The 26038-nt window shown below is 69.2% G+C and carries 30 protein-coding genes; 11 read left to right on the forward strand and 19 right to left on the reverse strand.

Going from position 1 to position 26038, the window contains the following annotated elements:
- Nucleotides 1-105 precede the first annotated feature (105 nt).
- From M9M90_RS03015 to M9M90_RS03045, 7 genes are all read left to right on the forward strand, one after another.
- The gene (locus M9M90_RS03015; RefSeq protein ID WP_254835687.1) at nt 106-582 is read left to right on the forward strand and encodes a PaaI family thioesterase; all 477 of its coding nucleotides are present in this window, start codon (nt 106-108) and stop codon (nt 580-582) included.
- Nucleotides 583-1644: an alpha/beta fold hydrolase gene (locus tag M9M90_RS03020; protein WP_254835688.1), complete on the forward strand. Its 1062-nt coding sequence runs from the start codon at nt 583-585 to the stop codon at nt 1642-1644.
- 68 nt (nt 1645-1712) lie between these two features.
- Entirely contained in the window at nt 1713-1943 is a 231-nt protein-coding gene (locus M9M90_RS03025; RefSeq protein WP_254835689.1) for an aa3-type cytochrome c oxidase subunit IV, read from the forward strand.
- A 183-nt stretch (nt 1944-2126) separates the two neighbouring features.
- A complete protein-coding gene (locus tag M9M90_RS03030) occupies nt 2127-3260 on the forward strand; it encodes a Re/Si-specific NAD(P)(+) transhydrogenase subunit alpha (RefSeq protein ID WP_254835690.1) in 1134 nt (377 codons plus the stop codon).
- A gap of 14 nt (nt 3261-3274) precedes the next feature.
- Nucleotides 3275-3595 carry a proton-translocating transhydrogenase family protein gene (locus tag M9M90_RS03035; protein WP_254835691.1) on the forward strand — a complete coding sequence of 107 codons (321 nt, stop codon included), beginning with the start codon at nt 3275-3277 and terminating at the stop codon, nt 3593-3595.
- Between the two features lie 4 nt (nt 3596-3599).
- Nucleotides 3600-5018, forward strand: a complete 1419-nt coding sequence (locus M9M90_RS03040) for an NAD(P)(+) transhydrogenase (Re/Si-specific) subunit beta (RefSeq protein ID WP_254835692.1) — start codon at nt 3600-3602, stop codon at nt 5016-5018.
- 236 nt (nt 5019-5254) lie between these two features.
- Nucleotides 5255-6073: a M23 family metallopeptidase gene (locus M9M90_RS03045; RefSeq protein WP_254835693.1), complete on the forward strand. Its 819-nt coding sequence runs from the start codon at nt 5255-5257 to the stop codon at nt 6071-6073.
- On the opposite strand, the gene M9M90_RS03050 is transcribed toward M9M90_RS03045, so the two are convergent.
- Nucleotides 6070-6471 carry a hypothetical protein gene (locus M9M90_RS03050; RefSeq protein WP_254835694.1) on the reverse strand — a complete coding sequence of 134 codons (402 nt, stop codon included), beginning with the start codon at nt 6469-6471 and terminating at the stop codon, nt 6070-6072. The genes M9M90_RS03045 and M9M90_RS03050 overlap by 4 nt on opposite strands.
- A 69-nt stretch (nt 6472-6540) precedes the next feature.
- On the opposite strand from M9M90_RS03050, the gene M9M90_RS03055 reads away from it, so the two are divergent.
- Nucleotides 6541-7398, forward strand: coding sequence for an alpha/beta fold hydrolase (locus tag M9M90_RS03055; protein WP_254835695.1), 858 nt, complete (start codon nt 6541-6543; stop codon nt 7396-7398).
- Here the strand turns inward: M9M90_RS03055 and tilS are convergent.
- From tilS to M9M90_RS03120, 13 genes are all read right to left on the reverse strand, one after another.
- Entirely contained in the window at nt 7395-8648 is a 1254-nt protein-coding gene (gene tilS, locus M9M90_RS03060) for a tRNA lysidine(34) synthetase TilS (RefSeq protein WP_254835696.1), read from the reverse strand. The genes M9M90_RS03055 and tilS overlap by 4 nt on opposite strands.
- A complete protein-coding gene (gene ybgF / locus M9M90_RS03065; protein WP_254835697.1) occupies nt 8636-9472 on the reverse strand; it encodes a tol-pal system protein YbgF in 837 nt (278 codons plus the stop codon). The genes tilS and ybgF overlap by 13 nt, the downstream gene beginning before the upstream one ends.
- A 125-nt stretch (nt 9473-9597) precedes the next feature.
- Complete coding sequence (pal, locus tag M9M90_RS03070; RefSeq protein ID WP_254837209.1) at nt 9598-10086, reverse strand: peptidoglycan-associated lipoprotein Pal; 489 nt, start codon at nt 10084-10086, stop codon at nt 9598-9600.
- A 189-nt stretch (nt 10087-10275) separates the two neighbouring features.
- Nucleotides 10276-11571, reverse strand: coding sequence for a Tol-Pal system beta propeller repeat protein TolB (gene tolB / locus M9M90_RS03075; protein WP_254835698.1), 1296 nt, complete (start codon nt 11569-11571; stop codon nt 10276-10278).
- A 20-nt stretch (nt 11572-11591) separates the two neighbouring features.
- Nucleotides 11592-12389 carry an energy transducer TonB gene (locus tag M9M90_RS03080; protein WP_254835699.1) on the reverse strand — a complete coding sequence of 266 codons (798 nt, stop codon included), beginning with the start codon at nt 12387-12389 and terminating at the stop codon, nt 11592-11594.
- Between the two features lie 7 nt (nt 12390-12396).
- Nucleotides 12397-12879 (reverse strand): ExbD/TolR family protein, encoded by a 483-nt coding sequence (locus M9M90_RS03085; protein WP_254835700.1) that lies wholly within the window; start codon nt 12877-12879, stop codon nt 12397-12399.
- Between the two features lie 3 nt (nt 12880-12882).
- Nucleotides 12883-13584, reverse strand: coding sequence for a protein TolQ (gene tolQ / locus M9M90_RS03090; RefSeq protein WP_254835701.1), 702 nt, complete (start codon nt 13582-13584; stop codon nt 12883-12885).
- A 101-nt stretch (nt 13585-13685) separates the two neighbouring features.
- Entirely contained in the window at nt 13686-14120 is a 435-nt protein-coding gene (gene ybgC, locus M9M90_RS03095; protein ID WP_305885135.1) for a tol-pal system-associated acyl-CoA thioesterase, read from the reverse strand.
- Nucleotides 14121-14344: 224 nt separating this feature from the next.
- Entirely contained in the window at nt 14345-15385 is a 1041-nt protein-coding gene (gene ruvB / locus M9M90_RS03100; protein ID WP_254835702.1) for a Holliday junction branch migration DNA helicase RuvB, read from the reverse strand.
- Nucleotides 15386-15650: 265 nt separating this feature from the next.
- Nucleotides 15651-16268, reverse strand: coding sequence for a Holliday junction branch migration protein RuvA (ruvA, locus tag M9M90_RS03105; protein WP_254835703.1), 618 nt, complete (start codon nt 16266-16268; stop codon nt 15651-15653).
- Complete coding sequence (gene ruvC / locus M9M90_RS03110; protein ID WP_254835704.1) at nt 16265-16768, reverse strand: crossover junction endodeoxyribonuclease RuvC; 504 nt, start codon at nt 16766-16768, stop codon at nt 16265-16267. Before ruvC ends, ruvA begins: the two co-directional genes overlap by 4 nt.
- A gap of 257 nt (nt 16769-17025) precedes the next feature.
- Nucleotides 17026-18189: a hypothetical protein gene (locus M9M90_RS03115; protein WP_254835705.1), complete on the reverse strand. Its 1164-nt coding sequence runs from the start codon at nt 18187-18189 to the stop codon at nt 17026-17028.
- A gap of 684 nt (nt 18190-18873) precedes the next feature.
- Nucleotides 18874-19293 carry a hypothetical protein gene (locus M9M90_RS03120; RefSeq protein WP_254835706.1) on the reverse strand — a complete coding sequence of 140 codons (420 nt, stop codon included), beginning with the start codon at nt 19291-19293 and terminating at the stop codon, nt 18874-18876.
- A 110-nt stretch (nt 19294-19403) separates the two neighbouring features.
- On the opposite strand from M9M90_RS03120, the gene M9M90_RS03125 reads away from it, so the two are divergent.
- Nucleotides 19404-20123 carry a helix-turn-helix domain-containing protein gene (locus M9M90_RS03125; protein ID WP_254835707.1) on the forward strand — a complete coding sequence of 240 codons (720 nt, stop codon included), beginning with the start codon at nt 19404-19406 and terminating at the stop codon, nt 20121-20123.
- Between the two features lie 121 nt (nt 20124-20244).
- Here the strand turns inward: M9M90_RS03125 and M9M90_RS03130 are convergent, their stop codons facing one another.
- Nucleotides 20245-21171 (reverse strand): hypothetical protein, encoded by a 927-nt coding sequence (locus tag M9M90_RS03130; protein WP_254835708.1) that lies wholly within the window; start codon nt 21169-21171, stop codon nt 20245-20247.
- 75 nt (nt 21172-21246) lie between these two features.
- Here M9M90_RS03130 and M9M90_RS03135 point away from each other — a divergent pair, with 75 nt between their 5' ends.
- Both M9M90_RS03135 and M9M90_RS03140 read left to right on the forward strand, forming a co-directional pair.
- Nucleotides 21247-22089: a phytanoyl-CoA dioxygenase family protein gene (locus M9M90_RS03135; protein WP_254835709.1), complete on the forward strand. Its 843-nt coding sequence runs from the start codon at nt 21247-21249 to the stop codon at nt 22087-22089.
- Nucleotides 22086-22814, forward strand: coding sequence for a TylF/MycF/NovP-related O-methyltransferase (locus tag M9M90_RS03140; protein ID WP_254835710.1), 729 nt, complete (start codon nt 22086-22088; stop codon nt 22812-22814). Before M9M90_RS03135 ends, M9M90_RS03140 begins: the two co-directional genes overlap by 4 nt.
- Before the next feature lie 28 nt (nt 22815-22842).
- Here the strand turns inward: M9M90_RS03140 and M9M90_RS03145 are convergent, their stop codons facing one another.
- The 4 genes from M9M90_RS03145 to M9M90_RS03160 form a co-directional block, all read right to left on the reverse strand.
- Nucleotides 22843-24093 (reverse strand): alpha/beta fold hydrolase, encoded by a 1251-nt coding sequence (locus M9M90_RS03145; protein ID WP_254835711.1) that lies wholly within the window; start codon nt 24091-24093, stop codon nt 22843-22845.
- A gap of 88 nt (nt 24094-24181) precedes the next feature.
- Nucleotides 24182-25252, reverse strand: a complete 1071-nt coding sequence (locus M9M90_RS03150) for a DMT family transporter (RefSeq protein ID WP_254835712.1) — start codon at nt 25250-25252, stop codon at nt 24182-24184.
- Between the two features lie 100 nt (nt 25253-25352).
- A complete protein-coding gene (locus M9M90_RS03155) occupies nt 25353-25664 on the reverse strand; it encodes a hypothetical protein (protein WP_254835713.1) in 312 nt (103 codons plus the stop codon).
- On the reverse strand, nt 25657-25869 hold the full coding sequence (locus tag M9M90_RS03160; protein ID WP_254835714.1) for a hypothetical protein: 213 nt from the start codon (nt 25867-25869) through the stop codon (nt 25657-25659). The genes M9M90_RS03155 and M9M90_RS03160 overlap by 8 nt, the downstream gene beginning before the upstream one ends.
- Between the last annotated feature and the right edge of the window lie 169 nt (nt 25870-26038).

Below are 26038 nucleotides of genomic sequence, written 5' to 3' on the forward strand. Positions count from 1 at the left end.
TCGCAGCAGCGGCGCCGTAAGGGTCGGCATGGTCCGCAGAGGCCAGTCTCGGCGCGCCCTTTCGCCGCTTGCCATTTTTCAAACGGACGTTAGTCACCTTGCGCCATGTCCGACGATCTGACCGAAGAGCAGGCCGCCGTCGTTCCAGACGGCTATGTCATCAATCTCTGGCAGCGCGGCTTCGGCCGCACGGTCGGTCCGTTCTATTCGAAGCGCGACGAGGCGGCGAACGCGGAGGTCATGGCCTTCCGCGTGGAGGAGCACCACGCCAACGGCATGAACAATTGCCATGGCGGCATGCTGATGAGTTTCGCCGACATGGCCTGGGGCCGGGTGATCTCCAACCAGCGCGAGATCGGCTGGGTGACCGTGCGCGTGACCACCGATTTCCTTTCCGGCGCCCATATGGGCGACTGGGTGGAGGGGACCAGCGAGATCATCGCCGAGCAGGACGACGTCTTCACCGTCCGCGGCCGGATCTGGTGCGGCGAGCGCACTCTGATCACCGGCACCGGCGTCTACAAGGGTATCCGCTCCATCGTGCGCAAGCCGGGCGAGCGGGAAGTTCGAGGGGTGGCGTAGATGGCTTTGGATCCGGCGATCAAGGAAGGCGCGCCCGTCGGCTACGACGACCGTCCGATCCACTCCGAGCCCGGCGCCCTGCCGCCGGAGGTCCAGGCGCCGCTCGCGCCCTTCCGCGGTCAGGAGCCCGACGCGCCGACGTGGTTCCGGGACGCCATCGCCCAGGAACCCGAGCGAACCTTCGTGGAGTCGCTGGGCACCAGGCTGGAACTCCTGACCTGGGGCGAGGTCGGCAAACCCGGCCTGCTGCTGGCGCACGGCAACTCCGCCCACGCCGAGTGGTGGAGCTTCATCGCCCCGCTGCTGGCCACCGACTATCGAGTCGCCTCCATGTCCCTGGCCGGGATGGGCGCTTCCGACTGGCGCGACACCTACGCCTTTGACGACTTCGCCGAGGACGCCGAGGCTTGCGCCCGAGCCGCCGGTCTGTACGAGGGCGGGCGCAAGCCGGTCTATATCGGGCATTCCTTCGGCGGCTCTCAGGTGTTCTTCGCCGCGGCCAAGCATCCCGAGCGGATGCACGCGGCGATTCTGGTGGATGTCGGCTTCGGCGGACCGCCGCCGGACTCGCCCGAGGGCAAGCGGATGCTGGAGGCCCAGCGCCAGCAGGTCCGAAACATCCCCACCGCCGATCGAGCCAGCCGGGTCTATCCCACCATCGAGGCCGCGCTCGCCCGGTTCCGGTTCATGCCGCCCCAGGTGGCCGGGAACCTGTTCGTGGCCGACTTCATCGCCCGCCGCTCCCTGAAGCGGGCTCCGTTGGAGGATGGCTCGGGGGAGGGCTGGACCTGGCGGTTCGACCCCAACATGTGGAACAAGCTGGACCGCAGCGCCATGATGGGCATGACCACCGAGGGCAAGCCCAAGGTCGCCGTGCCCATGGCCCACATCTACGGCGAACGCTCGATGGTGATGTCCCGCCGCGCGGAGGGCCAGTCCAGTCCGCTGCCCGACGACATCGTCGAGATCGCCATCCCCGATTCGGCCCACCACATCATGGTCGACCAGCCCCTGGCCCTGGTGGCCGCCCTGCGCGCCATGCTGGCGGTCTGGCCGGCTTGAGCCCGGCGGCCGGTTCGTGTAGTCCCGGCCTCAACAGGTTTTATTTCGAGAAGAGAGACGGCCCGCCCATGGCTTCCGAGTACCACCGCGGCGAGATGGAAATTCAGGAACAGACCTCGACCTACCATCTGTTCGTGATGATGGCGAAGTGGGGCTCCCTGGCCCTGGCCGCCCTGTTGATCTTCATCACGCTCTGGTTCTGCACCGACACCGGCTTCATAGGCAGCTTCATCACCGGCCTGGTGGTCAGCGTCGGCGGCTTCCTGGTGATGCGCGAGCACGAAACGCCCGAGCACTAGGGCCGATCCGCCCCGCACGTCTGTTCCGCACCACCGTTCCGCCCTCGTCGGAGCGGGCGTGTGGTATGTCGCCATGCACTTCAAACAGTTGTTCGAAAGTCACCGTTAGGTCCCTGGACAAGCCGTGATCGCCCCCCGTATGGTCCCCCGGCTTTCGTCGGGTTTCAGGGGGACCGTAAGCGCATGGCCGTCATCGCCGTCACCAAGGAACGCCGCGCCGCCGAGACACGCGTGGCCGCCACCCCGGAGACGGTGAAGAAGCTGATCGCGTCAGGGTTCTCGGTGGTGGTCGAGGCGGGCGCCGGGACGGCCGCCTCCTTCCAGGACGCCGACTACGCGGCCGCCGGAGCGACCCTGGCCAAGAGCGCCAAGGACGCCATCGGCAAGGCCGACATCCTGTTCAAGGTCCGTGCGCCGGTCGACGAGGAGGTCGCCGCGCTGAAGTCCGGCGCCATCGTGGTGGCGACGCTCAATCCGCACCAGGACAAGGACGCGCTGAAGGCGCTGGCCGCCAAGGGCGCCACGGCCTTCGCCATGGAGTTCGTGCCGCGGATCACCCGGGCCCAGGTGATGGACGTGCTGTCCTCCCAGGCCAACCTCGCCGGCTACCGCGCGGTGATCGAAGCCGCCGAGGCCTATGGCAAGGCCATCCCGATGATGATGACCGCCGCCGGCACCGTCGCGGCGGCCAAGGTGTTCATCATGGGGGTGGGCGTCGCGGGCCTGCAGGCCATCGCCACGGCGCGGCGGCTGGGCGCGGTGGTCACCGCCACGGACGTTCGGCCCGCCACCAAGGAGCAGGTCGAGAGCCTGGGCGCCAAATTTCTCGCCGTCGAAGACGAAGAGTTCAAGAACGCCCAGACCGCCGGCGGCTACGCCAAGGAGATGAGCCCCGAGTATCAGGCCAAGCAGGCCGAACTCGTGTCGAGCCACATCGCCAAGCAGGACATCGTCATCACTACGGCGCTGATCCCCGGCCGTCCGGCGCCCAAGCTGGTCAGCGCCGAGCAGGTGGCGACCATGAAGCCGGGCTCGATCCTGGTCGATCTGGCCGTCGAGCAGGGCGGCAACGTGGTCGGCGCCAAGCTGGGCGAGGTGGCGGTTACGGCCAACGGGGTGAAGATCCTCGGCATTCCCAACCTGCCCGGCCGCGTGGCCGCCGACGCCTCGGCGCTATACGCCCGCAACCTGATGGCCTTCGCCGGTCTCTTCCTCGACAAGGACGGCGCCTTCGCCCCCGACTACGAGGACGAGATCCTCAAGGCCGCCCTCGTCACCCAGGGCGGGGCGATCGTCCATCCCGCGCTCACCGCCTGATCCCGAGAGATAAGATGGAAGCTGTCGATCCCACCGTCTTCCGCCTGGCGATCTTCGTCCTGGCGATCTTTGTCGGCTACTACGTCGTGTGGAGCGTGACGCCCGCCCTGCACACGCCGCTGATGGCGGTGACCAACGCCATCTCCTCGGTGATCATTGTCGGCGCCCTGCTGGCGGCTGCGGCCAACAGCCCCAACGGCGGGGCGCTCACCGGCAGCATCATGATTTCCAAGGGGGCCGGCGCCGTGGCCGCGGCCTTCGCCGCAGTGAACATCTTCGGCGGCTTCCTGGTCGTCCGCCGCATGCTGGCCATGTACAAGAAGAAGGCGAAATAGGCCCATGAACGCCAATATCGCGGCCATCGCCTACATCGTCTCGGGGATCCTGTTCATCCTGGCCCTGCGCGGCCTCTCCAGCCCCACCACCAGCCAGGCGGGCAACCGCAACGGCATGATCGGCATGGCCATCGCGGTCGGCACGGCGATGCTGACCCTCTGGGGCCAGGGCGCGCTGGATGCGCTGACCTTGGGCCTCATCCTGGGTGGGGTGGCCATCGGCGGCACGGTGGGCGCGGTGATCGCCCGCAAGGTCGCCATGACCTCCATGCCGCAACTGGTCGCCGCCTTCCACAGCCTGGTCGGCATGGCCGCCTGCCTCGTGGCCGTGGCCGCCATCTACACCCCCGCCGCCTACGGCATCATGGGCGAGGACGGGACGGTCCACCTCAACTCGCTGATCGAGCTCAGCCTGGGCCTGGCCATCGGGGCTGTGACCTTCACCGGCTCGGTGATCGCCTTCGCCAAGCTGAACGGCAATATGAGCGGCGCGCCGATATTGCTGCCCGCGCGCCACCTGCTGAACATCCTCATCGCGCTCGCCATCGTCGCCCTGGTGGTGGTGCTGGTGATGAGCGGCGGCCAGGCCATCTGGGCCTTCTGGGGCATCTTCGCGCTCAGCCTACTGGTCGGGATCACCCTGATCATCCCCATCGGCGGCGCCGACATGCCCGTCGTGGTCTCCATGCTGAACTCCTACTCCGGCTGGGCCGCGGCGGCGCTGGGCTTCACGCTGGAGAACGTCACCCTGATCATCACCGGGGCCCTGGTGGGCTCGTCCGGCGCGATCCTCAGCTACATCATGTGCAAGGCCATGAACCGCAGCTTCATCTCGGTGATCCTGGGCGGGTTCGGGGCCGATGACAGCGCCGCGGCCGGCGGCGCCAAGGCCGAGACCCGGCCCGTCAAGCAGGGTTCCGCCGAGGACGCGGCCTTCATCATGAAGAATGCCTCGAAGGTGATCATCGTCCCGGGCTACGGCATGGCCGTCTCCCAGGCCCAGCATGCGCTCCGCGAAATGGCCGATAAGCTCAAGGAGGAGGGCGTCGAGGTGAAGTACGCCATCCACCCGGTCGCCGGCCGGATGCCGGGCCACATGAACGTGCTGCTGGCCGAGGCCAACGTCCCCTATGACGAGGTCTTCGAACTGGAGGACATCAACGCCGAGTTTCCGGTGGCCGACGTGGCCTTCGTGATCGGCGCCAATGACGTCACCAATCCGGCCGCCAAGACCGACAAGACCAGCGCCATCTACGGCATGCCGATCCTGGACGTGGAAAAGGCCCGCACCGTGCTGTTCGTGAAGCGCGGCATGTCCTCCGGTTACGCCGGCGTCGAGAACGAACTGTTCTTCCGCGACAACACCATGATGCTGTTCGGGGACGCCAAGAAGATGGTCGAGGGTATCCTCAAGAGCCTCTGACTCTGAGGCCCAATATCGCCTGTATAGTCCAGCCTGATGGTCGGTCGCGGCAATATGCGTTCGACCGCATGGTTTATTTCGCCACGTTTTGGTCTAGAAGACCCGTCACATAGCCCCCCGATTTGATGATGAACCGTCGAAGCTTGGCCGCTTGACCTCTAGCGGACCCATAAGAAGCTCGACTGTACTGGACGAGGTATTTCTTGCATTCAACTGTCTCGGCCATGCTTGGCCGCTTGCGCCATTTTTGGCTCGAAGCTGCCCTGGCCGCCGGCGTGACCCTCACCGCCGTGACCGCCGCCTACGCGGCCGGCGCGGACCTGTCGCCGCCCCCGAGCGCGCCCCGGCCGCAGGCCGTCGCGCCCGCCGCCGCCCCGGTTGCGCCCCCGCCGCCGCCGGCGGTGTTCGAGTGCGGCGAACCGGTGCCCGGGCATGAGGTCAACTCGCCCTTCGGCCTGCGCCGCATGCCGTGGGAAAAGCACGGTCGGCTGCATGAGGGCGTCGACATCGCCGCCCCCGTCGGCATGCCGGTCCTGGCCGTGGCGGACGGGGTCGTCACCCGCGCCGGGAACAGCCCGAGCTACGGCCGCTTCGTCGAGGTGAAGCACGCCGAGGGCTTGGTCAGCTTCTATGCCCACCTGGGCCGCATCGACCCGCACGCCAAGCCTGGCGCCGCCGTCCAGAGGGGCCGGGCGATCGGCAAGATCGGCTCCAGCGGAACCTCCACGGGTCCGCACGTCCACTTCGAGATTCGCCAGGACGAACGGCCCCTCAACCCTGTCGCCTTCATCGGGCGCGAGTTCGCCACGGCCGAAGACCTGCCTCTGCGGACCGCCGCCCGCTATTCGCAGCGGGTGCGCGTGGCCCAGGTGTCGTTCGTTCCGGAGACCAAGCGCGCGCTCATGGAAGGTCCGCGCAAGGTAGAGAAGGCCGAGGCCGAGGACCGTCCGCGGGCGACCCTGACCTTCACCGCCAAGTCGGCCGACACATCCGGCGTCGAGGCCACCGCAACCGCCTCGGCTCCGGGGCCGATGGTCGTCCCGACCGCCGGCTAGGCGCGGGGCCGACCGAAGGCACGCTCCGCGGCGTAGGCGGCGACCAGGGCGAACACCGGCGCCGCGAGCATGAACCAGAGCGGATGCGGGATCATCCACATGGTCCAGGCCGAGAAGGCGAACAGGGCCAGCGCGACGATCCGGCCAGCCCAGGCGCGGCGGCCGGCGACCAGGTTTCCCGTCGAGGCCCCGGCCAGCACGCCCAGGAACCAGGCCAGGAGGACGGCGCCCTTGGCCTCCAACGGGATCTTCGACATCACCGTCGCCAGCTGGGCCGGATCGGTCAGGTCCACCCCCGGCGGCGGCGGGAAGATCGTGTGGCCCATGCCCTCGACCACGCCGGTGACCACCATGCCCACCAGCACGCCCAGCACCACGCCCAGGATCAACCGCAACATTTCCGCCGCCCTCGCCTCGATCTCGCCGGGCAAACTCGGCTATTTGCTCCCCATGCTCAAGATCGACCCATGACCGGCGCCGGCTTCCATCCCGCGCGGGGGGAACTGGTGGACATCGGAGGACGCCGCCTGCGCGCGGTTCGAGCGGGCCCGGCCGGCGACCGGCCGCTGATCGTCCTGGAATGCGGCGCCTTCGGTTGCGCCGCCGACTGGGCGGTGGTGCAGGACCGCCTCTCCGCCAAGGGAATGGCCAGCCTGGCCTATGATCGCGCCGGCCTGGGCTATTCCGATCCCGGCCCCGCGCCCCGCGACGGGGCGGCCATCGCCGACGACCTTGGCCAGCTACTGGCGCGCCTGGGCGAGCATGGGCCCTATGTGATGGTCGGCCACTCCATGGCGGGTCTGCTGCTTCGGGTCTTCGTCCCGCGCCACCGCGACCGGGTCCTGGGGGTGGTGCTGGTCGACGCCGCCATGCCCGAGGCGATGGAGGTCAAGTCGACGGCCGGGGCGGTCAACGCCTATCGCGGGGCGATGAGGCTGGTCGGCATGTGGTCGGCGGCGGGCTTCATGCGGCCGGTCTCCCTGGTGATCGGCGACCTGATCGGCCTGGAGGGCGAGGCCTCGGCCGAGAAGCGCCGCGTCTATGGTTCGGCGGGTCACACCAAGTGGGCGGCCGAGGAGGTTCAGCAGTGGCCGCGCACCTCGCTGATGGGCCGTGCGCCCTTCGACCCTGACCTGCCGGTGGCCGTGGTCACCGCCGGGGACGAGCGGTTCGCCGCGCCGTTGAAGCGGCTGCAGGTGGCCCCGGCCCTGGCCTCAACGCGGGGCTATGTGGACCATGTGCGCGGCGCCAACCACGCCAGCCTGCTCGGCAAACGGTTCGCCGATCCCATCGTCAAGGGCGTGGAGCATATGCTCTGCGCCTAGGGCTCGCGATCCACCGCGCCGCAGGCGGCCAGCAGGCGGGCCTGGGCCAGGGCGCGGACGCTGACGCCGGCAACGCCGGCGGCCAGGGCGACGCGGTCGCCGTCGACCACGACCGGCAGCCCCTGGCGGGCGCTGGGCGGCAGGCCGGCCAGACCCTGGCGCTCGCGGGACGACAGTCGCGCAGCGAACCCCGCGAGCGGCCGGATCGCCACCACGTGGTCGGCGATGATCTCGAAGCGCCCGTCCCAGACCGTCGCGCATCCTGGCGAAACCTCGAGGGGCGCCAGGCCCCGCCGGGTCATCTCGCCGGGCTCGCGCAGGAACCGGACCTCCGCGGCGCCGGCCTCGATGCGCGCCCCGGCCAGGCTGGCGGCGAAGGTTTCCTCGCTCCGCAACCGGTGCGCCAGTCGGGCGGTTCGGTCACCGCGCGGCGGTCGGGAGGCCCCCGCCGCGCAGAGGCAGGCCGCGCCGACGAAAGCCGCGATCTCGCCCTGGCGCAGGGCGTCGCGCGGCAGGGTCAGCAGGCCCGTGCCGACATCAGCGTGGACGGCCAGGGCCAACCCTGCTGGCCTGGCCGACGCCAAGACGGGATCGGGTGAGACCGGCGCCATGGCGGCCAGGGCCTGTCGCGCCCTGGCGCGGGCGAAGCGCTGGTCGTCGTTGGCTGGGTCGTCGATCCAGGTCTCGCCGCGGGCGGTGAGCCAGGTGCGGATCTCGGCGCGCCCCGCGCCCAGCAGGGGGCGCAGGAGGAAGACGTCACGGCCTTCCGGCCAGACCGGGGAAGGGGCCCACTCGCGCGGGCTGGGCGTGGTCGAGCCCGCGCCGCGCATGGCCTGAGCCTCGGCGCGATCACCGGCCGTGTGACCCATCAGCACGACCCGCGCTCCGGCCCGGCGCGCGGCGTTGGCGATCAGCCGGTGTCGCGCCTCCCGCGCGGCTGCGGGCAGGCCGGTCGACGGCTTGCGGCCGGTCCAGCTCAGCGCCTGGAACCCCGCCCCTAGCCGGGCGGCGAGGTTGGCGCAGGCCTGGGTCCAGTCAAGGCTCAGGGGTCCGAGCCCATGGTCGACCGTCAGGATCAACAGTCTGCGACCGTGCGCGCGGGCCCAGGCGTCGGCGAGCAGGGCCAGGGCGACGGAGTCGCCGCCGCCGGAGACGGCCACGGCCAGGGGCCGGTCGCTGTCGGCGCGAAGGCGGCGGTCGAGGACGCCGCCGCAGCCGAGATCGTCGTGGGCGCGGGCTAGGCCGCGCACTTGGCTTGGCTGCGCGCCGCGGCGGCGCGGCCCTGCACGGCCGGCGGCGCCTTCGGGTAGCGGCGCGAGAACTCCGCGAGGGTCTGGCAGGCGTCAGCGGGCTTCTTGATCTGGATCAGGGCGCGGGCCAGCTCGACCACGGCGTCTGGCGCCCAGGGTGTCCTAGGCCAGCCGCGGATCGCGCCGATATAGGCCCCAGCCGCCTCCGCGTGCGCTGCGCGCGCCGACAGTGTCTTGCCCAGCCAGTAGCGCGCCTCAGGCGCCTTGAGGCTGTCCCCATAGCGGGCGACATAGGCGCGGAAGCCGGTCTCGGCGCCGTCATAGTCGCCGCTCAGCATCAATTGCCGTGCCTGGTTGAAGGTCTCGGTGGCGGTCTGGGTCGGCGGCGCGCCGGACAGCTCCGGAGCCGGCAGACCGGCGTCGACCGGCGCCTCGGCCGCAGCGGCGCGGTTTTCAAGCGTGGCGATCTTGTCGGAGAGGCTCTTAATCTGGCTCTTCAGGGCCTGGTTCTCGCGTCGGGCCAACTCGCCGTCGCGCGCGGCGGTCTCGAGGTCGCCGGTGATGCGGGTCAGGCTCTGCTCCAGCTCGCCCAGGCGTCGCGTCAGCTCTTGGAGCTGGTAGTCGGTCTCGGCCGGCTGGATCACCACGGGTTTGCCGGAGTCGCGACCCTGGAAGACGATGGCGCGCAGTTCGCGCATCACCTGCTCCATGCGGTCCAGACGCCGCGCGTCGCGGGCGTCCAGCGGGTCGATCGGGGTCTGGGCGAGCGCGGTGGTGGAGAACAGCGCGAGCGCGAGGGGCAGGGCGAGGCGGCGGAAGATCATGGCGTCATTCTAACCTGGTTCGGGCGACCGAATTGCGGCTCCCGCAGCAAACGGGAGTTCGAGGCGAAACGCAAAGAGGGGGCCCCGGGTGGGACCCCCTCCCGCATGTTCAGGACGCTCTAGGACTAGCGCGCACCGCCGGTGATCGCCGTGGCGGCGTTCCGGTTGCGTTGATAGGACTCTTCGCTGGTGCCCGGATCGATCGGGCGCTCCTTGCCGAACGACACGGTGGAGATGCGGTTCGGGGCGACGCCGCGGCTGACCAGATGCTCGCGCACCGAATTGGCCCGGCGCGAGCCGAGGGCGAGGTTGTATTCGCGGGTGCCGCGTTCGTCGGCATTGCCTTCGATACGGACCTGAACGGCGGGATAGCGCACGAGCCATGCGGCCTGCGCGTCCAGCACCGGGGCGGCGTCGGAGCGGATATCGTACTGGTCGAGATCGAAATAGACCCGATCGCCGACATTGACGACGAAGTCCTGGGTCGAGCCCGGGACCACGCCGGCGGGCGCGGGCGCCGGAGCCGGGGCCGAGTCCGTCGGCGCGGGGGCCGACGGCGCGGGCGCGGTCGGAGCGGTCGGCTGGGGCTTGGGCTTTGACGCGCAGGCTGTCATGGACAGCGCCGCGGCGGCGATCAGGGCCAGTCGAACGGCGCCCTTGGTGTTGAAGCTCTGCACGTGGGCTTCTCCTTCTGATGTTTACGACGGCGGTTCCCAGACGTCCCGAGTACCTGCACCTATTCGGCTTTTTGAAGGCCTAACAATCCGGTGATGGCCCGCTTGGCGCGCCAATACCTCAAACGACTAATTCAACAACGGTGACCAGGCCGGGTCCGAGGCCGAGCCGGGATACGGGCCGGGCCGGAGGATCCGACCGGTGATGTCCACCGTCCACAAACGCGGGGCGCCGCCAGGCGTTTCCCGGCTGAACATCAGGACCCGGCCGTTGGGCGCCCAGGTGGGGCCCTCGTCGAGATAGCTGGTGGTCAGCAACCGTTCGTCCGAGCCGTCAGGCTTCATCACCCCGATGTGGAACTGGCCGCCCACCTGCTTGGTGAAGGCGATGAAGTCGCCCACCGGGCTCCAGACCGGGGTTGTGTAGCGACCCGAGCCGAACGAGATGCGCCGCGCGCCCGATCCGTCAGCCCCCATGACGTAGAGCTGCGGGCTTCCTCCGCGGTCGGAATTGTAAACGATCCGCGTCCCGTCCGGGGAGAAGGACGGCGAGGTCTCGATGGAGGGGTCCGAGGTCAGCTTAGCCGCGGCGCGGTTGCGAAGGTTCATCACATAGATGTCGCTGTTGCCGTTGCGCTCGACCGAGAAGGCAACGCGCCCGCCGTCCGGCGAGAAGCGCGGGGCGTAGACCATTCCGGGGAAACTTCCGAGGGACTCTCGCCGGGCGGTCTCAAGGTTGAAGAGGTAGATCGACGAGCCCTCCGGTCGCAGGGCCATGTAGGTGATCTCCTGGCTGGTCGAGGAGAACCGGGGCGTCATGACGATATAGGAGCCGTCGGTCAGGTAGCTGGGATTGGCCCCGTCCTGGTCCATGATCCCCAGGCGCTTGACGCGGTTCAGGCGCCCGCCGCTCTCGGAAACGAAGACGATGCGGGTATCGAAATAGCCCTTCTCGCCGGTCAGCCGCTCATAGACAGCGTCGGAGATCTTGTGGGCCACGCGCCGCCAGTTCTCCGGTGTGGAGGTGAACTGCAGGCCCAGGAGCTGCTGCTCGGCATAGACGTCCCAGAGACGGAAATTGACCGTCAGCCGGCCACCCTCGACGGTCACCTGGCCGTTGACCAGGGCCTGGGTGTTGATCGCCTTCCAGTCGGGAAACCGGGGCTGGACGTTGACGTCCAGGCTCTTCTCGATGAAGGCGGCCTGGTCGACGGGCCGGAACAGGCCCGAGCGCTCCAGGTTGGCGGTGATGACCTGGGCGATCTCCGCGCCGCGGGCGCCGCCGAAGGCGGGGATGGCCACGGGCAGGGGCTGGACGTCGCCGCGATTGACGTCCACCTCGATCTGCGCGGCCGCCGGCGGGGCGCTGGCGAGCGTCGCGGCGAGGACCGCCAAGATCGCCAGGACAAGGGATTTCAGTCGCATCGGTCGTCTCTCCTGAAGGCCTAGGAACAGGCCTCTGCGGCGTTGAAGTTGACCGCGATGCGGTCGCCGTAGAAGTCGCGGGGCAGGTTCTTGAACGGGGCGGCCTGGTAGACCGCGCGGATCGCGCGTTCGGCGGCGGCCTGTTCGACGGCGTTGGGCGAGCGTTCCTTGCCGCCGGCCTCGACCTGGCCGATCACCTGGCCGCCGGCGCCCAGGGTGAAGGTCACCCGCACCTTGACCGAGCGTCCGCCCTCGACCTCGCAATTGGGGTTCCAGCGCCGTTGCAGTTCGTCGGCGAGCCCCTTCAGGGCGTTGGCCGCCATGCCGTCGCCCATGTCGGGCCGGGCGACCTTCGCTGTCTCCTGGCGGGCAGGGCCCTTGGCGGCCGAGGAGGTTCGAGATCCCGACGAGCGGGCGGCCTTGGCGACGTCGGCGGCCAGGGCGTCGAGGTCGAGGCTGGGGGTCTTCTGCGGCTTGGGCGCGGGCTTGGCCGGCGCCTTCAGAGTGGGCTTGGGCGGCGCGGCGAGGGCGGGCTTGGGCGTGGGCGGCGTAGGGATCGGGGCCGGGTCCGGTGCGGCCGCCTCGGCCGGGGCGTCGGGGACCGGCTGTTCGGTCTGGGCGGTCTGTTGTTCCGGCGCCTGCACGGCCTGGCGCAGGTTGGTGTCGGGGGCGTTGGAGACGATGTTGATCGGCACCGAGGCGCCGACCGAGAGCTCCCGGGTCCACGGCCACGTGACGAAGGCCAGCCCGAACACGCCCAGGTGCAGGGCCAGGGAGGCGATCATCGCGGGGGAGAATTCGCGGCTGCGCGACGCCATCCCGGCCTCAGCGCTTGCGGGCGTCGCCGCCCGAGGAAGGCCCGCCCGTATCGGTGATCAGGTTGATCGAGGTGAAGCCGGAAGCCGCCAGCGCCGCCATCACCTGGGCCACGACCTCGTAGGAGGACCTGCCGTCGGCGCGGACATAGATCGGCTTGGCGGCGTTCTCCCCGACCATGGCCCGCAGGCGCGGAGCCATGCCGGCGAAGGGCACGGGGTCTTCCTGGATGAACAGCGAGCCGTCGGCGCGGATCGAGACCGTCACGGGCTCGGAGTCGTCCTCCATGGCCCCGGCCTCGGTCTTGGGGAGCTCCACCGGGACACCCACGGTCAGCAGCGGCGCCGAGACCATGAAGATGATCAGCAGCACCAGCATCACGTCGACCAACGGCGTGACATTGATCTCGGCCAGCGCCCCGCGGCTGCGGCGTCCGCGGCGACGGCGCGAACCGCCGGTGGCGGAAAAGGCGTCGTGGGCGGAGAGCGCCATGGCTCAGCCCCGCTCGGCCAGGCGCCGCTGGATCGCGGTCGACAGGTCGTCGGCGAAGCCTTCCAGCCGGGCCGAATATCGTCCGGCGTCGGACGAAAAGCGGTTGTAAGCGATGTAAGCTGGGATGGCTGCGATCAAGCCGACGGCGGTGGCGAACAGGGCTTCGGCGATGGAGGGGGCGACGACGGCGAGGTTGGTCGACTTCTCGATGGCGATGGCCTGGAAGGCCTTCATGATCCCCCAGACCGTGCCGAACAGGCCCACGAAGGGCGAGGCGGTGGCGACGATGGCGAGGGAGGAGAGGCCGGTCTCCACGCGGGCGCTCTCGCGGGCGATGGTGGTGTCGAGCTGGCGGTCGATGCGCTGGATCAGGAAGGCGGCCTGGCTCTCGTTGCCGACCCCGCGCTGGCGGGCCTCGCGCCACTCGCGCAGGGCGGCCTGCAGCATGCGGGGCAGGGCGTGGACGGGACGTTCCCCGGCGTCGGCGGCGATCTCCTCCAGGGGGCGGCCGGAGGCCACCTCGTCCTCGAAGACGTCGGCCTCGCGGTTGAGCGCCGTCAGGCGGAACACCTTGTCGAGGATCACGGTCCAGGACCACAGGCTGGCCAGGATCAGCCCGACCATCACGCCCTTCACAACCCAGTCGGCGCGCAGGAACAGGTTGATGAACGAGAAGCTGTCGGCGGTGATCGGCGCGGCGTCCATGCGGGCTCCAGGAATAGCGGCGGGCCTGGTCTTCAAAGCTCGCTGCGGTGGCGATCTTAAGGCCGCCATTTTTGGTTAATCGCGACTTAACGCGGACCAACTCAAGCGAAGTAGGGTCGCAACTGTTCCAGCATCCCGGCCGGCGGCTTGCGAGGGCGGCCGGCCAGGTCGATGCAGGCCGCCTCCACCTGGGCCCGGCAGATCAGCTCCTCGCCGCGGAAGATCTGCTGGCCGATGAACAGGCGCGGACCGCGGGCGCTGTCATAGGTGGTCCGGACAAGCAGCGCGTCGTCGATGCGCGCGGCGCGCTTGAACTCCAGCTCCATGCGCACGATGGCGAAGGCCGCGTCCTGGTCCTGCAGCGCCGCGTGACGGATGCCGGCGACGCGCAGGAAGTCGCTCCGGCCGCGCTCGAAATAGCGGACATAGTTGGCGTGGTAGACGACGCCGGTGAAGTCGGTGTCCTCGTAATAGATCCGCACCGGCAGGACATGCTCGCGGCCCTCGATGACACCCGCGGACGGTTCTGAAGTCATGGCCCTGATCTAGCCGAGCCCGCGCCCAAGGTCAGCCCCCGAAGCCGCGCTGACGACAGATCCTCCCCCAGCGCGTAGCGCGATTTGGGGGAGGTGGGTCGGAGCGAAGCGGAGAGCCGGAGGGGGTTGAAGCGCGCCGAAGAGAGTCAAAGTCCCCCTCACCCGGCCATTCGGCCGGGAGCTCCCCCAGAGGGGGAGCATCTGGGTTCGTGGCGATCGGCGCCCTACTCGTCCTCGAACAGGGTCGCCTGCCCGCCGGCCTGGATCTGCGGGGGCGGGGTGAGGCCGAGGTGGCTGTAGGCCTTGCCGCAGGCCATGCGGCCGCGCGGGGTGCGCTGGATGAAGCCCTGCTGCAGCAGGAAGGGCTCGATCACGTCCTCGACCGCGTCGCGGGCCTCGGCGATGGCGTAGGCCAATGTCTCCACCCCGGCGGGGCCGCCGCCATAGTTGTCGATGAGCGCGGTGAGGTAGCGGCGGTCCAGGGCGTCGAGGCCGGCGGGGTCGACGTCCAGGCGCGCGAGCGCCCGGGCCGCGGCCTTGCCGTCGATCACCACCACGCCGTCGGCGGCGGCGAAGTCGCGAACCCGGCGCAGCAGGCGGCCGGCCACGCGCGGCGTGCCCCGGGCGCGGGCGGCGATCTCGGCGGCGCCGTCGGCCGCCAGGCTCAAGCCCATCTTCAGCGCCGCCTGGGCCAGCACCTTCTGCAGCTCGCCATGGGTGTAGAACTCCAGGCGCAGGGGGATGCCGAACCGGTCGCGCAGGGGCGTGGCCAGCAGGCCCGCCCGCGTGGTGGCCGCCACCAGGGTGAAGGGCGCGAGATCGATGCGGATCGAGCGGGCCGAGGGTCCCTCGCCGATCATCAGGTCCAGCACATGGTCCTCCATGGCCGGATAGAGGATCTCCTCCACATTGGCGGCCAGGCGGTGGATCTCGTCGATGAACAGCACGTCGCGCGGTTCGAGATTGGTCAGGATCGCTGCCAGGTCCCCGGCCTTGGCCAGGACCGGGCCGGAGGTGGCGCGGAAGTTCACCCCCAGCTCGCGGGCGACGATCTGGGCGAGCGTGGTCTTGCCCAGGCCCGGGGGGCCGAACAGCAGCACGTGGTCCAGCGCCTCGGCCCGGCTCTTGGCCGCCTCGATGAACACCTTGAGATTGCTCTTGGCCTGCTCCTGGCCGACGAACTCGGCCAGGGTCTGCGGGCGCAGGGCCTTGTCGTGGGTCGGGGCGTCCTGCGCCTGGGGCTCGCTGGAGACGATCCGGGTCATGGCGCCTCTCCCCATTCATGGCGGGGCGGTCGCATATGACCTGGCCGGGCATGGCGGCCAGATGCTCCCCCTCTGGGGGAGCTCCCGGCCGAATGGCCGGGTGAGGGGGACCTTGATGGTCTGCGGTTCGACGGGTCTGAGAGGGAGTCAAAGTCCCCCTCAGGCCCTTCGGGCCAGCTCCCCCAGTGGGGGAGCATCTTGGAAAGCCTCGCGCGGCCCTCTCCCTCCAAGGAGCGGGGGGAGCGGAAGTGGGCTGCGATGCGGCTCACCGGCCCAGCTCCTGCAGGCCGGCCTTGATCAGGGCCTGGATGGTGGCGTCTTCGCCCAGCCGCAGGTGGGCCTGTTCGACCACGCGCCGCGCATTGACCTCGGCGACGCCGAGACCCAGCAGGGCGGCCACCGCCTCGCCGGCGGCGGACGGGGGCGGCGGTGTCGCCGACGTGAGCGCCGAGGCGTGGAAGGCCGCCACCGGGCCGTCGGTCAGGGGCTTGTCCTTCAGCTCGGTGACGATGCGCTGGGCGAGCTTGGGGCCCACCCCGTTGGCGCGGCCGACGGCGGCCTTGTCGTCGCGGGCGCAGGCCTGGGCGAGCTCGGCGGGCGGCAGAACGTCCAAAACCGAGAGCGCCGCCTTGGGCCCCACCCCCTGGATGGCCTGCAGCATGACGAAGGCCCGGCGCTCGTCGCGGCCCAGGAAGCCGTACAGCTTCATGCCGTTGGCCTCCGACCACTGGGTCTCCACGTGCAGCACCGCCTCCTCGCCCATGGCGGGCAGGTGGGAAAGCGTGCGCGACCCGCAGCGGACCACATAGCCGACCCCGGCCACGTCGATCAGGGCGTCTTCCTCGCCCACCTCGGCGACCAGGCCGCGCAGCCGGCCGATCATGCCGCGGCCCCGATGTTGCGGACCCGGCGGTGGTGGGCGTGGGCGATGGCGACGGCCAGGGCGTCGGCGGCGTCGGCGGTGGTCTTGCCCGCCGTGGGCAGCAGGCGCGCGATCATGAAGCCCACCTGGTCCTTGTCGGCCGCCCCGGTCCCGACCACCGACTTCTTGACCACGGTGGCGGCGTATTCGGCCACCGGTATGCCGGCGCGGGCCGGCACGATCATGGCCATGGCCCGGGCGTGGCCCAGCTTCAGCGCCGAGGCCGCGTTGTTGTTCATGAAGGTCTCCTCCACCGCGGCCTCGTGCGGCGCGTGCAGGGCGACGACCTCGGAGATGGCGTCGAACAGGCAGAGCAGCCGCTCGGCGAAGGGCAGGCTGTCCTTGGGCGCGATCACCCCGTGGGCCAGGTGGGTCAGCCTGGACCCCTCCACCGCGATCACCCCCCAGCCCGTGCGGCGCAGGCCGGGATCGAGGCCGAGGATGCGGAGGGGCGTGGGCATGGGAATCGGCGCGTTCGTCATCTGTTCCGGGTAGGAGTACAGGACGTTGGCGGGGTTAAGCAAACGTTGAGGGGGAAGCGCCTGAGATCGAGCCTGAACCCCGTGCGATCGAAAATAGAAGGAGGGCAGCCGGGACAAGTGGGCGACGGGCTACCGGGCATCTCGGCCCTCAAGCTACTGGGGACGGAGATAGCTGGGAGGTCGCAAGCTCGATCCCATAGTCAAGCATGCTACCCGGATCGGGGGCGGTGGCCGCCTCAGTTGGATTTGTTGTGATGGGGCAAGTAACTCCCCCGGATAATTTCCGGGGTGGTGCCATCTGGTCCGGTTGGTCCGGATGGGCGCCAGAATACCTGCTGTGCAAAGGTCGTGCGGTGAGAGCGGCGGAAGATGTCGCGGTAGGAAACGACTCCCCAAACATAGAGGGCCTGGCCGAAGCCTAGCTTCGTCCTCAAGACCTCGCCGGGCTCAATCCGGCCGTCGACTATCCCTCTCATCTCAAACGTCTGCTGGGGAGGAAGCAAGAGGCTGCGCGCAGTGCGGCGCGGGCGCTCAGGCAAAGGGAAGCGGAAATCGTCCGGCAACGGGACGGGAAGCACCGCAGCCGCTACACGCCAAGTCACCTTGTGCGCTGGCGTTCCGCCGCTGTTGTACAAGACTGGATTAGCCTCGAAAACATAGTTGTCGTCTTGGTATAGAGCGCCGCCAATCTGCACAGAAACATAAGCACGAAGTTGACCTTCCCCGAGTATTTTCTGTCGGGCCGCTATAGATCTATTTATGTCTACGGTCTCGTTTATCTTCTCAATATTCGTCGCCATGGCGTCAGCGACACGTCCCATAGCGGCAGCATTGTCAGCCGTATAGTGCATGGTCTGGTCCATAAGACCGAGTTGATCCGTGTATCGCTTCGCCTGCCTTGCTGCTTCCGCCCTAGCCTCTCCAGCGGCTTCTCTGGTTTCCGCCAAGGCCTCATTGTCGGCGTCTGCGCTCCGCTTGCTGTGATAGACGGCGAGGCCGGCGAAAACGGCCGCAACACTCGCCGCGATGAAGGCCAGCACGGTGGCGATGGTCTGAGCGAACGCAATACGGGCCTGCTGATGGGCAACCCGCAGGTTCCCTTCGGATAGGTCGTTCGCTCGAACCGCTTGGAAGAGTACGGCTTGTTGAACGCGATGATCTTCGCGGATCTGGGCGCAACGGTCTCTTTCGGATGGGGCCTTTTCGGGCGGAAGCGCATTCAGCCGCTTTGGGTCGCAGGCAGCGCCGCCGAGCTTGTAGCCGCGTTCTGGTCCTTGAGAGGCTTCATAGCGGGCTATACGTGGCTGCTGTGGTAACGAGTACCACCAGGTAAGCCAGACGCCAAAAAGGGCTGCAAGTCCTCCAGCCGTAATGACGTAACCCCAACGGCGACCAGACATTGGATCAAGAAAGCCCCGGTGAATCAGCCCCGGCTGATGTTGTTCTCAATGTTCTGGTCTGTCTCAGGGATTCCATGGCAGCTAGCTTGCCAGCCACCTCCCGATAGTTAACTCCGCGCAGCAAGCGGCCCAGCACCAGCACGTCCGGGCTCGCTTCCTAGGGATGGAAGTGGTTTGGCCCGAAGGCAACCAGCGCGCCTCACGCGACGCCGAGGCTGTCGGCGGCGCGCGTACGGCGCGGCGATCCCGGCCATGGTCCGCACCTCGACCGCGACGACGATGCGATCGGCCGCGAGTCGGTTCGAGGGATGGCGAATGCTACCTGGCGCCACATTCATTTGATATACAACCAGTGGACTCGACTTTGCGAACGAATCCGGTACGTTCTCTACAGTTGAGCTCAAAAGGATGTTCTTCATGGCATACAGAAAGCGTACTTCTAGCGACACGTGGCACTGGTGCCGTAATTGCACGAACTGGCCGACTTCCGACTTCGTGGAGCGAGAGACCAAGCCGACTTCTGGCGATCTCTGCAATGAGTGCAAAGCCAAACAAGCCGCCGGAACTTGTAAGTCTTAGTCGCCGAAAAAGTGGCTTCGCCGACCTCGCTGGCGAATTCTGAGAGACCTCTCATCCGACCGCTCGCCGAGCGGCCATCTTCTCCCAAGGCGAGAAGGGCGACAGCTAGGGCAGGCCGGTGACGCAGGAGGCGAGCTTGCCTCGAACGGCGCCATCGGCAGCCTGCCAGACCAGATAGGTCTCGCCGCGCTTGGGCAAGTAGCCGGAGATGAATGGTCCGGTGTCGGTCTCAACGTAGCTGAACGGAATGCGGACCGTTCCCTTGCGCGGCGCGCCTTTCAAGGTCCGCTTGAGCCGCACCACGGCGAAGCCCTTGTCCTTTCCGCCGAACATGTGCCGGAGGGACTCCAGGACGCGCACGTTCACGACGGGACCGGAGGCCGCCCACGAGATGGGGTCCTCGATCGCGGTGACCTCTAGGCCGTCGCGGACCGGGCAGGTGAGATCGGACGACGGTCGCGCGCGGGCGCCGGCCTGGGCGGGGACACATAAGGCCACGAGGCAAATGATGAGCAGCGCCTTCAAGTCGTCCATCCCAAGCACGGTTCGTCGAGTTCTGCATGCTATGCGCGAAGCTACAATAGTTCCCGGTTTGTTCTTGCCAGTCTCCCCGACCTAGCCTAACCTCCACCGGCATGGCGCTCGCCGATTGGACACCTCCCACCAAGGGCGTGACGCCCGCCTTCACCAGCGGTTTCACGGTCGAACTGCGGGCCGAGGTGCTGCGGGCTATGGCTCGGGGCGAGAGCCTGCACGCCATCTGCCGGCGGCCGGGGATGCCGACGCCGCCGACGGTCTATCGCTGGGCCGAGAAGGACCCCCAGTTCGGCGAGGCCTTCCACATCGTGCGGCGCGAGGCGCGGCGCAGGCGGGCGCAGGAGATGCTGGCGCGGCGGGCGGCCAGGCCGCCCAAGGTGAAGAAGCGCAACTGTCCGGGTTCGGTGAGCACCTATTCCGAGGCGCGGGCCGAAGCGATCTGCCTGGGGCTGATCAAGGGCCGCAGCCTGGCGGCCATCTGCCGCGATCGCGGCATGCCGACGATCGTGACGGTCTATAACTGGCTGCACCGCTATCCGGCGTTCGCGGCGGACTATGGGCTGAGCCGGCGGCTGCAGGCCGACATGCTGAGCGACCGGCTGATCGGGCTGATCGACGGAGCGAAGCCTTCGACCCTGCGCGCGGCCCTGAAGCATGTGCGCCACCGGACCGCGGTGCTGTCGGCCAAGGCCTGGGACCCGGATGACCGGCCGGAGGCGGCTGCGGAAGTCGGCTCGTGGTCTCCTTCTCCCCTTGCGGGAGAAGGTGGCCCCGCGAGAGCGGGGTCGGATGAGGGGTCGATAGACCTATCGGTCTGATGTGTGAGTCGCGGCTAGGTCGAAGGCTAGCCGGAGGGTTCTGAGAGACCCCTCATCCGTCGGGCTCCTCGCCCGACACCTTCTCCCGCAAGGGGAGAAGGAACGTGGCGCTCAATCGACCCTAGGCTTGGTTGACCGTGTTGGCGCGGATGGCGGCCGAGCCGTCCTGGGCCAGGTCGACGCGGGTGTCGGAGAGGCGCAGGGGACCCTTGAGGGCGGCGTTGACGGCGTCGAGGCCCGCGGGGCCGGGGCCGCGCGAGAGCAGGTAGCGCAGGGAGATCCGCTCGTGGTCGGCGGCGTCGGGTTGGGTGCCGTGCAGGGTGCAGGGATGCCACATGGCGGTGAAGCCGGTGTCGCCGGTCAGCACCCGCTGGCGCACGGGGATCTCGTTTCCGCGGCGGTCGCCATAGGTCCAGACCTCCCCCTCGGCGCGGCGCAGGTCATGGGGAAAGACCGTGGCGCCGAGCGCGTGGCTGCCGTCCAGCAGGAACAGCGGCGCATCGGCGCGACCCACGGGATGGAGGTAGCAGTAGAGGGTGACGAAATCGGCCTCCCGGTCCTTGAAGTCGATCAGGTCCTGGTGGAAATCGATGCCGTAGAAATAGGTGACGTCGCGATATTCCGGCCGCACGAAGGCGCCGAGATTGTTCACCGGGTTGCCGGCGATCATCGTCTTGACCCAGGCCGGCACGGCGCTGTCGGGCACGCCGCAGACGATCTTGCGGTTCATGATCTGGTAGCCCTGGCCCAGCACGGCGGTCAGCGCGTCCACGATGCGGGGATCGGCCTCCAGGAAGCCGAGCCGGGCCTCGAAACGGTCCAGCAGGTTGCGGCCGGGGCGAGGATTGACCCCGGTATATTGCGGGTCGGCGCGGAAGGCGGCCTCGTCCAGGAACAGGCCGGCGTCGAAGCCGCGGTCGGCGCGGATCTCGTCCAGCAGGCTCGCGGCGGCCCTGGGATCCACCGGCCTTGGGAAGACATGAGACCCGTGGAGCATCAGGTCCTGTTCGGCCGCCGTGGGCGCCAGAGCCGTGTTGGGCAGGGTCATGGTCCCCTCCGTAGACTGTCGGCCCGAGCGCTACACAGATATGGTTAACCAGTTCTGCCTAGTGTCGCCGGGCCCATGACCGACACCCTTCCTCGCCCGTCATCCGACAGCGCCCGGCCCCCGGCGGGGGAGCTGCTGCGCATCGCGCCGAAGCTGCTGCCCGCCGCCCTGGTGGACGAGGCGGTCGCCACCCTGTGCGACATGCTGGACGCCATGGGCGCGGGGGGTGGAGAGCCGGGCGACATCGATGGCCGGGTGGATCGGCTGCGCGGGCAGGAGCGCCGGCGGCTGGGCGCGGTCTATGACGGCTTCCGCGAGACCCTGGTGTTCCAGAGGGTGGTCACCGCCCCGGAACTGACCGCGGCGGCCCAGGCCATGACGGGGGCCAGGCGCCTGCACAGCCCCTTCCAGCACGCGGTGTTCCGCATGGACCTGGCCGGCGAGCACTGGCGCGGCTTCGGTTGGCACCAGGACTATCCGTACAACATGCTGTCGGGCGCCTATGTCACGGCCTGGACGCCGCTGACGCCCAGCGGCGCGGCCAATGGCGGGGTGGAGGCGGCGCCGGCCCTGTCGGACCAGATCCATCCGGTGGAAATCCGCTACAAGCGCGACGCGGCGGGAAACCGGCTGGGGACCCGCGACGCCTTCATCGCCCAGCGCCTGCAGGCCGGGTTCGACGCGCAGGCCCAGACCCTGGAGCTTGGGCCCGGCGACGTGGCCCTGTTCGACAACCGCCTGGTGCATCGCTCGGGCTTCAATCCCGGGCCCCGGCACCGCTTTTCCATCCAGGTCCGCTTCGGCGACCTGCTGGCGCCCGAGTGCGTCGCGCGCGGCTGGGCCAATCGCCGGGCCGACGGCTTCGACACCTTCAAGGCGCTGCATCCCGACCTGGTCGAATACGAGGAAACCGAATGATCCCCGCCGATGAAACCCTGCGCGCCCTGCTCAAGCTGCACCTGGACGACCATGACCTGATCGCCAACCTGGGCTCGTTCGGCCGGCGCATGCATTTCATGAAGGCCTTCGCCCACTACGAGGTGTTCCAGATGGTGGCCGACCTGCCGGGCGATATCGTCGAGTGCGGGGTCTATAAGGGCTCGTCGCTGTTGAGCTTCGCGCGGTTCCTGGAGACCTTCTGTCCCGGCGACCGCACCCGCAAGGTGCTGGGCTTCGACCACTTCCGGGGCCTGGCCGACCGCACGGCGAAGGACGGCCTGGACTCCCGGGTCGGCAACACCGCCGAGGGCTGGAACCCGGCGGCCTTCCGCGACACGCTATTCGCCCTGGTGGACGCCTTCAACGCCGACAGCTTCGTGCCCCAGCGGCCGCGGGTGGAGCTGGTGGACGGCGACGTCTGCCAGACCGCGGGCCAGTACGTGGCCGAGAACCCGGGCCTGCGGATCAGCCTGCTGCACCTGGACATGGACCTCTACGAGCCGACCCTGGCGGCGCTGAAGGCCTTCTGGCCGCGGCTGCTGACCGGCGGGGTGGTGCTGTTCGACGAGTACGCCATCCGCGAATGGCCGGGCGAGTCCGAGGCGGTGGAGGAGTTCTTCAAGGGCGCCGTTCCCCGGATCGAGAAGTTCGGCTGGGCCTCGGCCCCCGGCGGCTATTTCGTCAAGGCCTCAACGGGGGCCTGAACGGGGCCCTGAACCGGGGGCCGGAACGCTAGTGCAGGGGCTGGCCGGGCCGGGGGCCTTCCCAGCGCGGCTCCGGCTCGCCGGCCGCGCCGGCCGCTTCGGCGCCGATGCCCGCCTCGCCGGCCACGAAGCTGCGCGGATCGACCGTCTTGCGGCCCTGAACCGACAGGGCGAATTCGGCGATCAGGCTGTTGTAGAGGTCGGCGCGCTCCAGGAAGCCCAGGTGGTTGACGTCCTCGATCACCCGCAACTGGGCGCCGGCGGTCTCCTGGGCGATGACGCGGCTGGCCTCCAGCTTGGTGACGATGTCCTTGTCGCCGCCGATCACCAGGACCGGCTTGTCGAAGCCGATCAGGGCGCCGGTGGCGTCCCAGTCGAACATGGCCAGGTTGCCCTTGGCCTGGACCCCGGGCGGATTGCGGGTGGCCAGCAGGGTGACGTGCTCGAGCTGGCTGCGGGTGACGAACCGCCCGAAGCCCAGCCGGTTGGCCAGGTGGGCCGAGCCGCTGAGATAGCTCTGCCAGGCCATCAGCCAGGCCAGGGGCTGCAGCCAGGCGGTCAGCCGCATGAGGGGCTCCAGGACCGGCTTGCGCAGGGCCTGGACCAGGCCGCTGAGGATCATGGTCTTCAGCGGGTTGGTGTAGGTGGTGTTGAGCAGCACCACGCCGGCGATGCGGTCCTGGATCGCCGGGTGGTCGCGCACCAGGGTCTGGATGGTCATGCCCCCGATGCTGTGGCCGACCAGGACGGCGGGCTTGTCCCCCGCGGCGGCGAGCACCGCCTCCAGGTCCCTGGCGAAGTCGGGCAGGCAGATTTCGCCGCCGCGCGGGGCCTTCGAGGCGCCCAGGCCCGGCAGGTCCCAGAGCACCAGGCGGAACCGGTCGGAGAGGTCTTCGCGGGCATAGCGCCAGATCGTGCTGTCCAGACCCCAGCCATGGGTGAAGACGATGGGAGGACCGTCGAGGCGGCCATGGGTCTCCACGTGCAGCGACGATCCGCTTGGCCCGGCCAGCACCCGCGCCGCGCCCCGCTGAGGCGCCGTGACCCGCTTGTCGGGCCTGGCGAGCAGCGGCGTCAGGACGACCCGGCCGAGCAGCGACCAGGCGGCCAGCCCGATGCCGGTCCAAAGCCGCCAGTCCTCGCGGACGCGGAACAGGACCCCGTCGGGGCTGGTCAGCCACTCCCCCTGCCACCAGCTCCAGAGCAGGTATCCCGCCCCGCCCAGGATCGCGAGCGACAGGAGGCTGGTGAAGATGCGGAGAACGAAGAACAGCGGCATGTCGCGGGTCCGGGTTGGGGTGCGGACCAGCGGAACACGGCGGGGGGTGGGATGTTCCGCAAGCGGCTGTCGTGGCGTGCCGCGAGACTCAGTGCGCGTGTCCGTGCCGATGATGGATGTCGGGGTAGTGGGGGTGGCTGTGGGTCAGCGGCCCGTGCTTATGGACATGGGTGTGGGGTTCGCCGTCCGGGTCGGCGGGCCCATGCTCGTGGCGGTGGTGAGCGTCGTGGATGTGGCGGTGCTCGTGTTCCATCGGCTCATGGGCGTGCTGATGTTCGTGCCCCTCGGTCAGGTGCAGGGCCACGCCGATCAGCATCAGGACTGAGGCGACCAACAGCTGGACGGTGAAGGGCTCGCCGAACATGGCGATGGCCAGGCCCGCCCCTATGAAGGGGGCCGTCGAGAAGTAGGCGCCGGTTCTGGCGACGCCGAGGTGGCGCAGGGCGAGGACGAACATCACCAGGCTCACCCCGTAGCCGAGGAAGCCGACGATCCCGGCGCCCAGCAGGGGGCCGGGGGGCGGCAGCTGCGCCCCGGTCGCGAGCGCGAGCGCGAAGTTCACCGCCCCGGCCACCAGGCCCTTGACCATGGCGCTTTGCACCGGGTCGGCGGCGCTGAGCTTGCGGGTGAGATTGTTGTCGACGCCCCAGGCCAGGCAGGCGCCGGCGATGGCAAGGGATCCCAGGCCGAAGCCGGTGGGGCCGCCCTGGTAGGACAGGACGACGGCGCCGGCCAGGATCGCCGCCGCGCCGGCCAGCAGCCGGCGGTCGACGTTCTCTTTGAACACCAGCCAGGCGATGGCCATGGTGGCCAGGGCCTCGAGGTTGAGCAGCAGCGCCGAGGTGGAGGCCGCGGTGGTGGTCAGGCCGATCATCAGGAGCACGGGGCCGATGACGCCGCCGCTGAGGATCACCAGCGCCAGCCAGGGCAGGTCGCCGCGCCGCAACGGCGCCTCGGCGGGCGCGATCCCGAAGCGCCGGCGACCGAGGTGGACCACGCTCAGGCCGAGACCCGACCCCAGATAGAGCAGGCCCGCGAGCAGCCAGGGGCTGACTCCGGTTCCAAGCAGCAGCTTGGCGAACGGCGTGCTGGCGCCGAACAGGGCCGCCGACCCCATGGCCAGAGGGACGCCGGGCCAGGCGATGAGATTGCGAAACATGGACCTGGCGGGGTTCGAGCGGCGGGAAGCGGGTCGACCCTAGGCGATCAGGTCCGTGAAGTGGAAGAACCCGTTTTGTCGCCGCGCGCCTGGCCGCTGGTCAATTCCGATACCGCCCGGCCAGCCGCCTGGTCTCCCGCGCGTCGATGTGGGCCGGGTAGGCGAGCTTCGTCACCCAGTTCCTCGCCTTGCACGTCGGGCATGACCGCTTCACCGAGCCCGCCACGTCCGCCACCAGGGTGGTGAAGCCGCCGTCGCGGAGCTCGTAGAGGCGGTTGATGACCTTGCCCACGTCATAGCCCCTGGCCCAGCCGCAGCCCGCGCAGGCCAGCATGAGGACGCAGCCCGGATAGCGGCGGGCGTCCTCCAGCCGGGCCTGGGCGAGGTTGGCGAGCGGGCGCAGGTCAGCCATGCGGCCTGCCGGCGTAGAAGCCGCTGTCGCGGGTGAAGTGGAAGGCGGCGGTCTCCAGGGCCTCCTTGGCGGCCAGGATCACCAGGTAGTCGGCGCCGAACGGCCGGCACCGGGTCTGCAGCTTGACCAGGGCGTGGTGGTAGTCGCGCAGGGCCTCGAAGGCGGCCTTGGGATCGGCGACGCCGGTGTAGCGGACCTTGGTCATGGGTGCTCCTGCTGACAATGTTGACGTGAACAAAAGCAGAACATCAGCGGCGCGGCGAGTCCGCCCCGGCTGCATTTCGCGCGGCGGCGCAGCCTCAGGGTGAGAGGGCCGGCGGCCCGCGGAAAGTTGAACAAGTTCCAATGGACTTGGCCGACCAAGGGTATCCAAT

The sequence above is a fragment of the Phenylobacterium sp. LH3H17 genome (assembly GCF_024298925.1).
Lineage (GTDB): Bacteria > Pseudomonadota > Alphaproteobacteria > Caulobacterales > Caulobacteraceae > Phenylobacterium.

Excerpts from the sequence above, each read along its gene's own strand:
- ybgC (WP_305885135.1), bottom strand. The coding sequence starts at position 14,120 with ATGACTTCAGAACCGTCCGCGGGTGTCATCGAGGGCCGCGAGCATGTC.
- M9M90_RS03055 (WP_254835695.1), top strand. The coding sequence starts at position 6,541 with ATGACCGGCGCCGGCTTCCATCCCGCGCGGGGGGAACTGGTGGACATC.
- M9M90_RS03035 (WP_254835691.1), top strand. The coding sequence starts at position 3,275 with ATGGAAGCTGTCGATCCCACCGTCTTCCGCCTGGCGATCTTCGTCCTG.
- ruvA (WP_254835703.1), bottom strand. The coding sequence starts at position 16,268 with ATGATCGGCCGGCTGCGCGGCCTGGTCGCCGAGGTGGGCGAGGAAGAC.
- M9M90_RS03020 (WP_254835688.1), top strand. The coding sequence starts at position 583 with ATGGCTTTGGATCCGGCGATCAAGGAAGGCGCGCCCGTCGGCTACGAC.
- M9M90_RS03140 (WP_254835710.1), top strand. The coding sequence starts at position 22,086 with ATGATCCCCGCCGATGAAACCCTGCGCGCCCTGCTCAAGCTGCACCTG.
- M9M90_RS03155 (WP_254835713.1), bottom strand. The coding sequence starts at position 25,664 with ATGGCTGACCTGCGCCCGCTCGCCAACCTCGCCCAGGCCCGGCTGGAG.
- pal (WP_254837209.1), bottom strand. The coding sequence starts at position 10,086 with ATGACAGCCTGCGCGTCAAAGCCCAAGCCCCAGCCGACCGCTCCGACC.
- M9M90_RS03130 (WP_254835708.1), bottom strand. The coding sequence starts at position 21,171 with ATGACCCTGCCCAACACGGCTCTGGCGCCCACGGCGGCCGAACAGGAC.
- M9M90_RS03030 (WP_254835690.1), top strand. The coding sequence starts at position 2,127 with ATGGCCGTCATCGCCGTCACCAAGGAACGCCGCGCCGCCGAGACACGC.
- tolB (WP_254835698.1), bottom strand. The coding sequence starts at position 11,571 with ATGCGACTGAAATCCCTTGTCCTGGCGATCTTGGCGGTCCTCGCCGCG.
- M9M90_RS03145 (WP_254835711.1), bottom strand. The coding sequence starts at position 24,093 with ATGCCGCTGTTCTTCGTTCTCCGCATCTTCACCAGCCTCCTGTCGCTC.
- M9M90_RS03080 (WP_254835699.1), bottom strand. The coding sequence starts at position 12,389 with ATGGCGTCGCGCAGCCGCGAATTCTCCCCCGCGATGATCGCCTCCCTG.
- M9M90_RS03085 (WP_254835700.1), bottom strand. The coding sequence starts at position 12,879 with ATGGCGCTCTCCGCCCACGACGCCTTTTCCGCCACCGGCGGTTCGCGC.
- M9M90_RS03150 (WP_254835712.1), bottom strand. The coding sequence starts at position 25,252 with ATGTTTCGCAATCTCATCGCCTGGCCCGGCGTCCCTCTGGCCATGGGG.
- M9M90_RS03125 (WP_254835707.1), top strand. The coding sequence starts at position 19,404 with ATGGCGCTCGCCGATTGGACACCTCCCACCAAGGGCGTGACGCCCGCC.
- M9M90_RS03025 (WP_254835689.1), top strand. The coding sequence starts at position 1,713 with ATGGCTTCCGAGTACCACCGCGGCGAGATGGAAATTCAGGAACAGACC.
- ruvC (WP_254835704.1), bottom strand. The coding sequence starts at position 16,768 with ATGCCCACGCCCCTCCGCATCCTCGGCCTCGATCCCGGCCTGCGCCGC.
- ruvB (WP_254835702.1), bottom strand. The coding sequence starts at position 15,385 with ATGACCCGGATCGTCTCCAGCGAGCCCCAGGCGCAGGACGCCCCGACC.
- M9M90_RS03115 (WP_254835705.1), bottom strand. The coding sequence starts at position 18,189 with ATGTCTGGTCGCCGTTGGGGTTACGTCATTACGGCTGGAGGACTTGCA.
- M9M90_RS03015 (WP_254835687.1), top strand. The coding sequence starts at position 106 with ATGTCCGACGATCTGACCGAAGAGCAGGCCGCCGTCGTTCCAGACGGC.
- tolQ (WP_254835701.1), bottom strand. The coding sequence starts at position 13,584 with ATGGACGCCGCGCCGATCACCGCCGACAGCTTCTCGTTCATCAACCTG.
- ybgF (WP_254835697.1), bottom strand. The coding sequence starts at position 9,472 with ATGATCTTCCGCCGCCTCGCCCTGCCCCTCGCGCTCGCGCTGTTCTCC.
- M9M90_RS03050 (WP_254835694.1), bottom strand. The coding sequence starts at position 6,471 with ATGTTGCGGTTGATCCTGGGCGTGGTGCTGGGCGTGCTGGTGGGCATG.
- M9M90_RS03135 (WP_254835709.1), top strand. The coding sequence starts at position 21,247 with ATGACCGACACCCTTCCTCGCCCGTCATCCGACAGCGCCCGGCCCCCG.
- M9M90_RS03160 (WP_254835714.1), bottom strand. The coding sequence starts at position 25,869 with ATGACCAAGGTCCGCTACACCGGCGTCGCCGATCCCAAGGCCGCCTTC.
- M9M90_RS03040 (WP_254835692.1), top strand. The coding sequence starts at position 3,600 with ATGAACGCCAATATCGCGGCCATCGCCTACATCGTCTCGGGGATCCTG.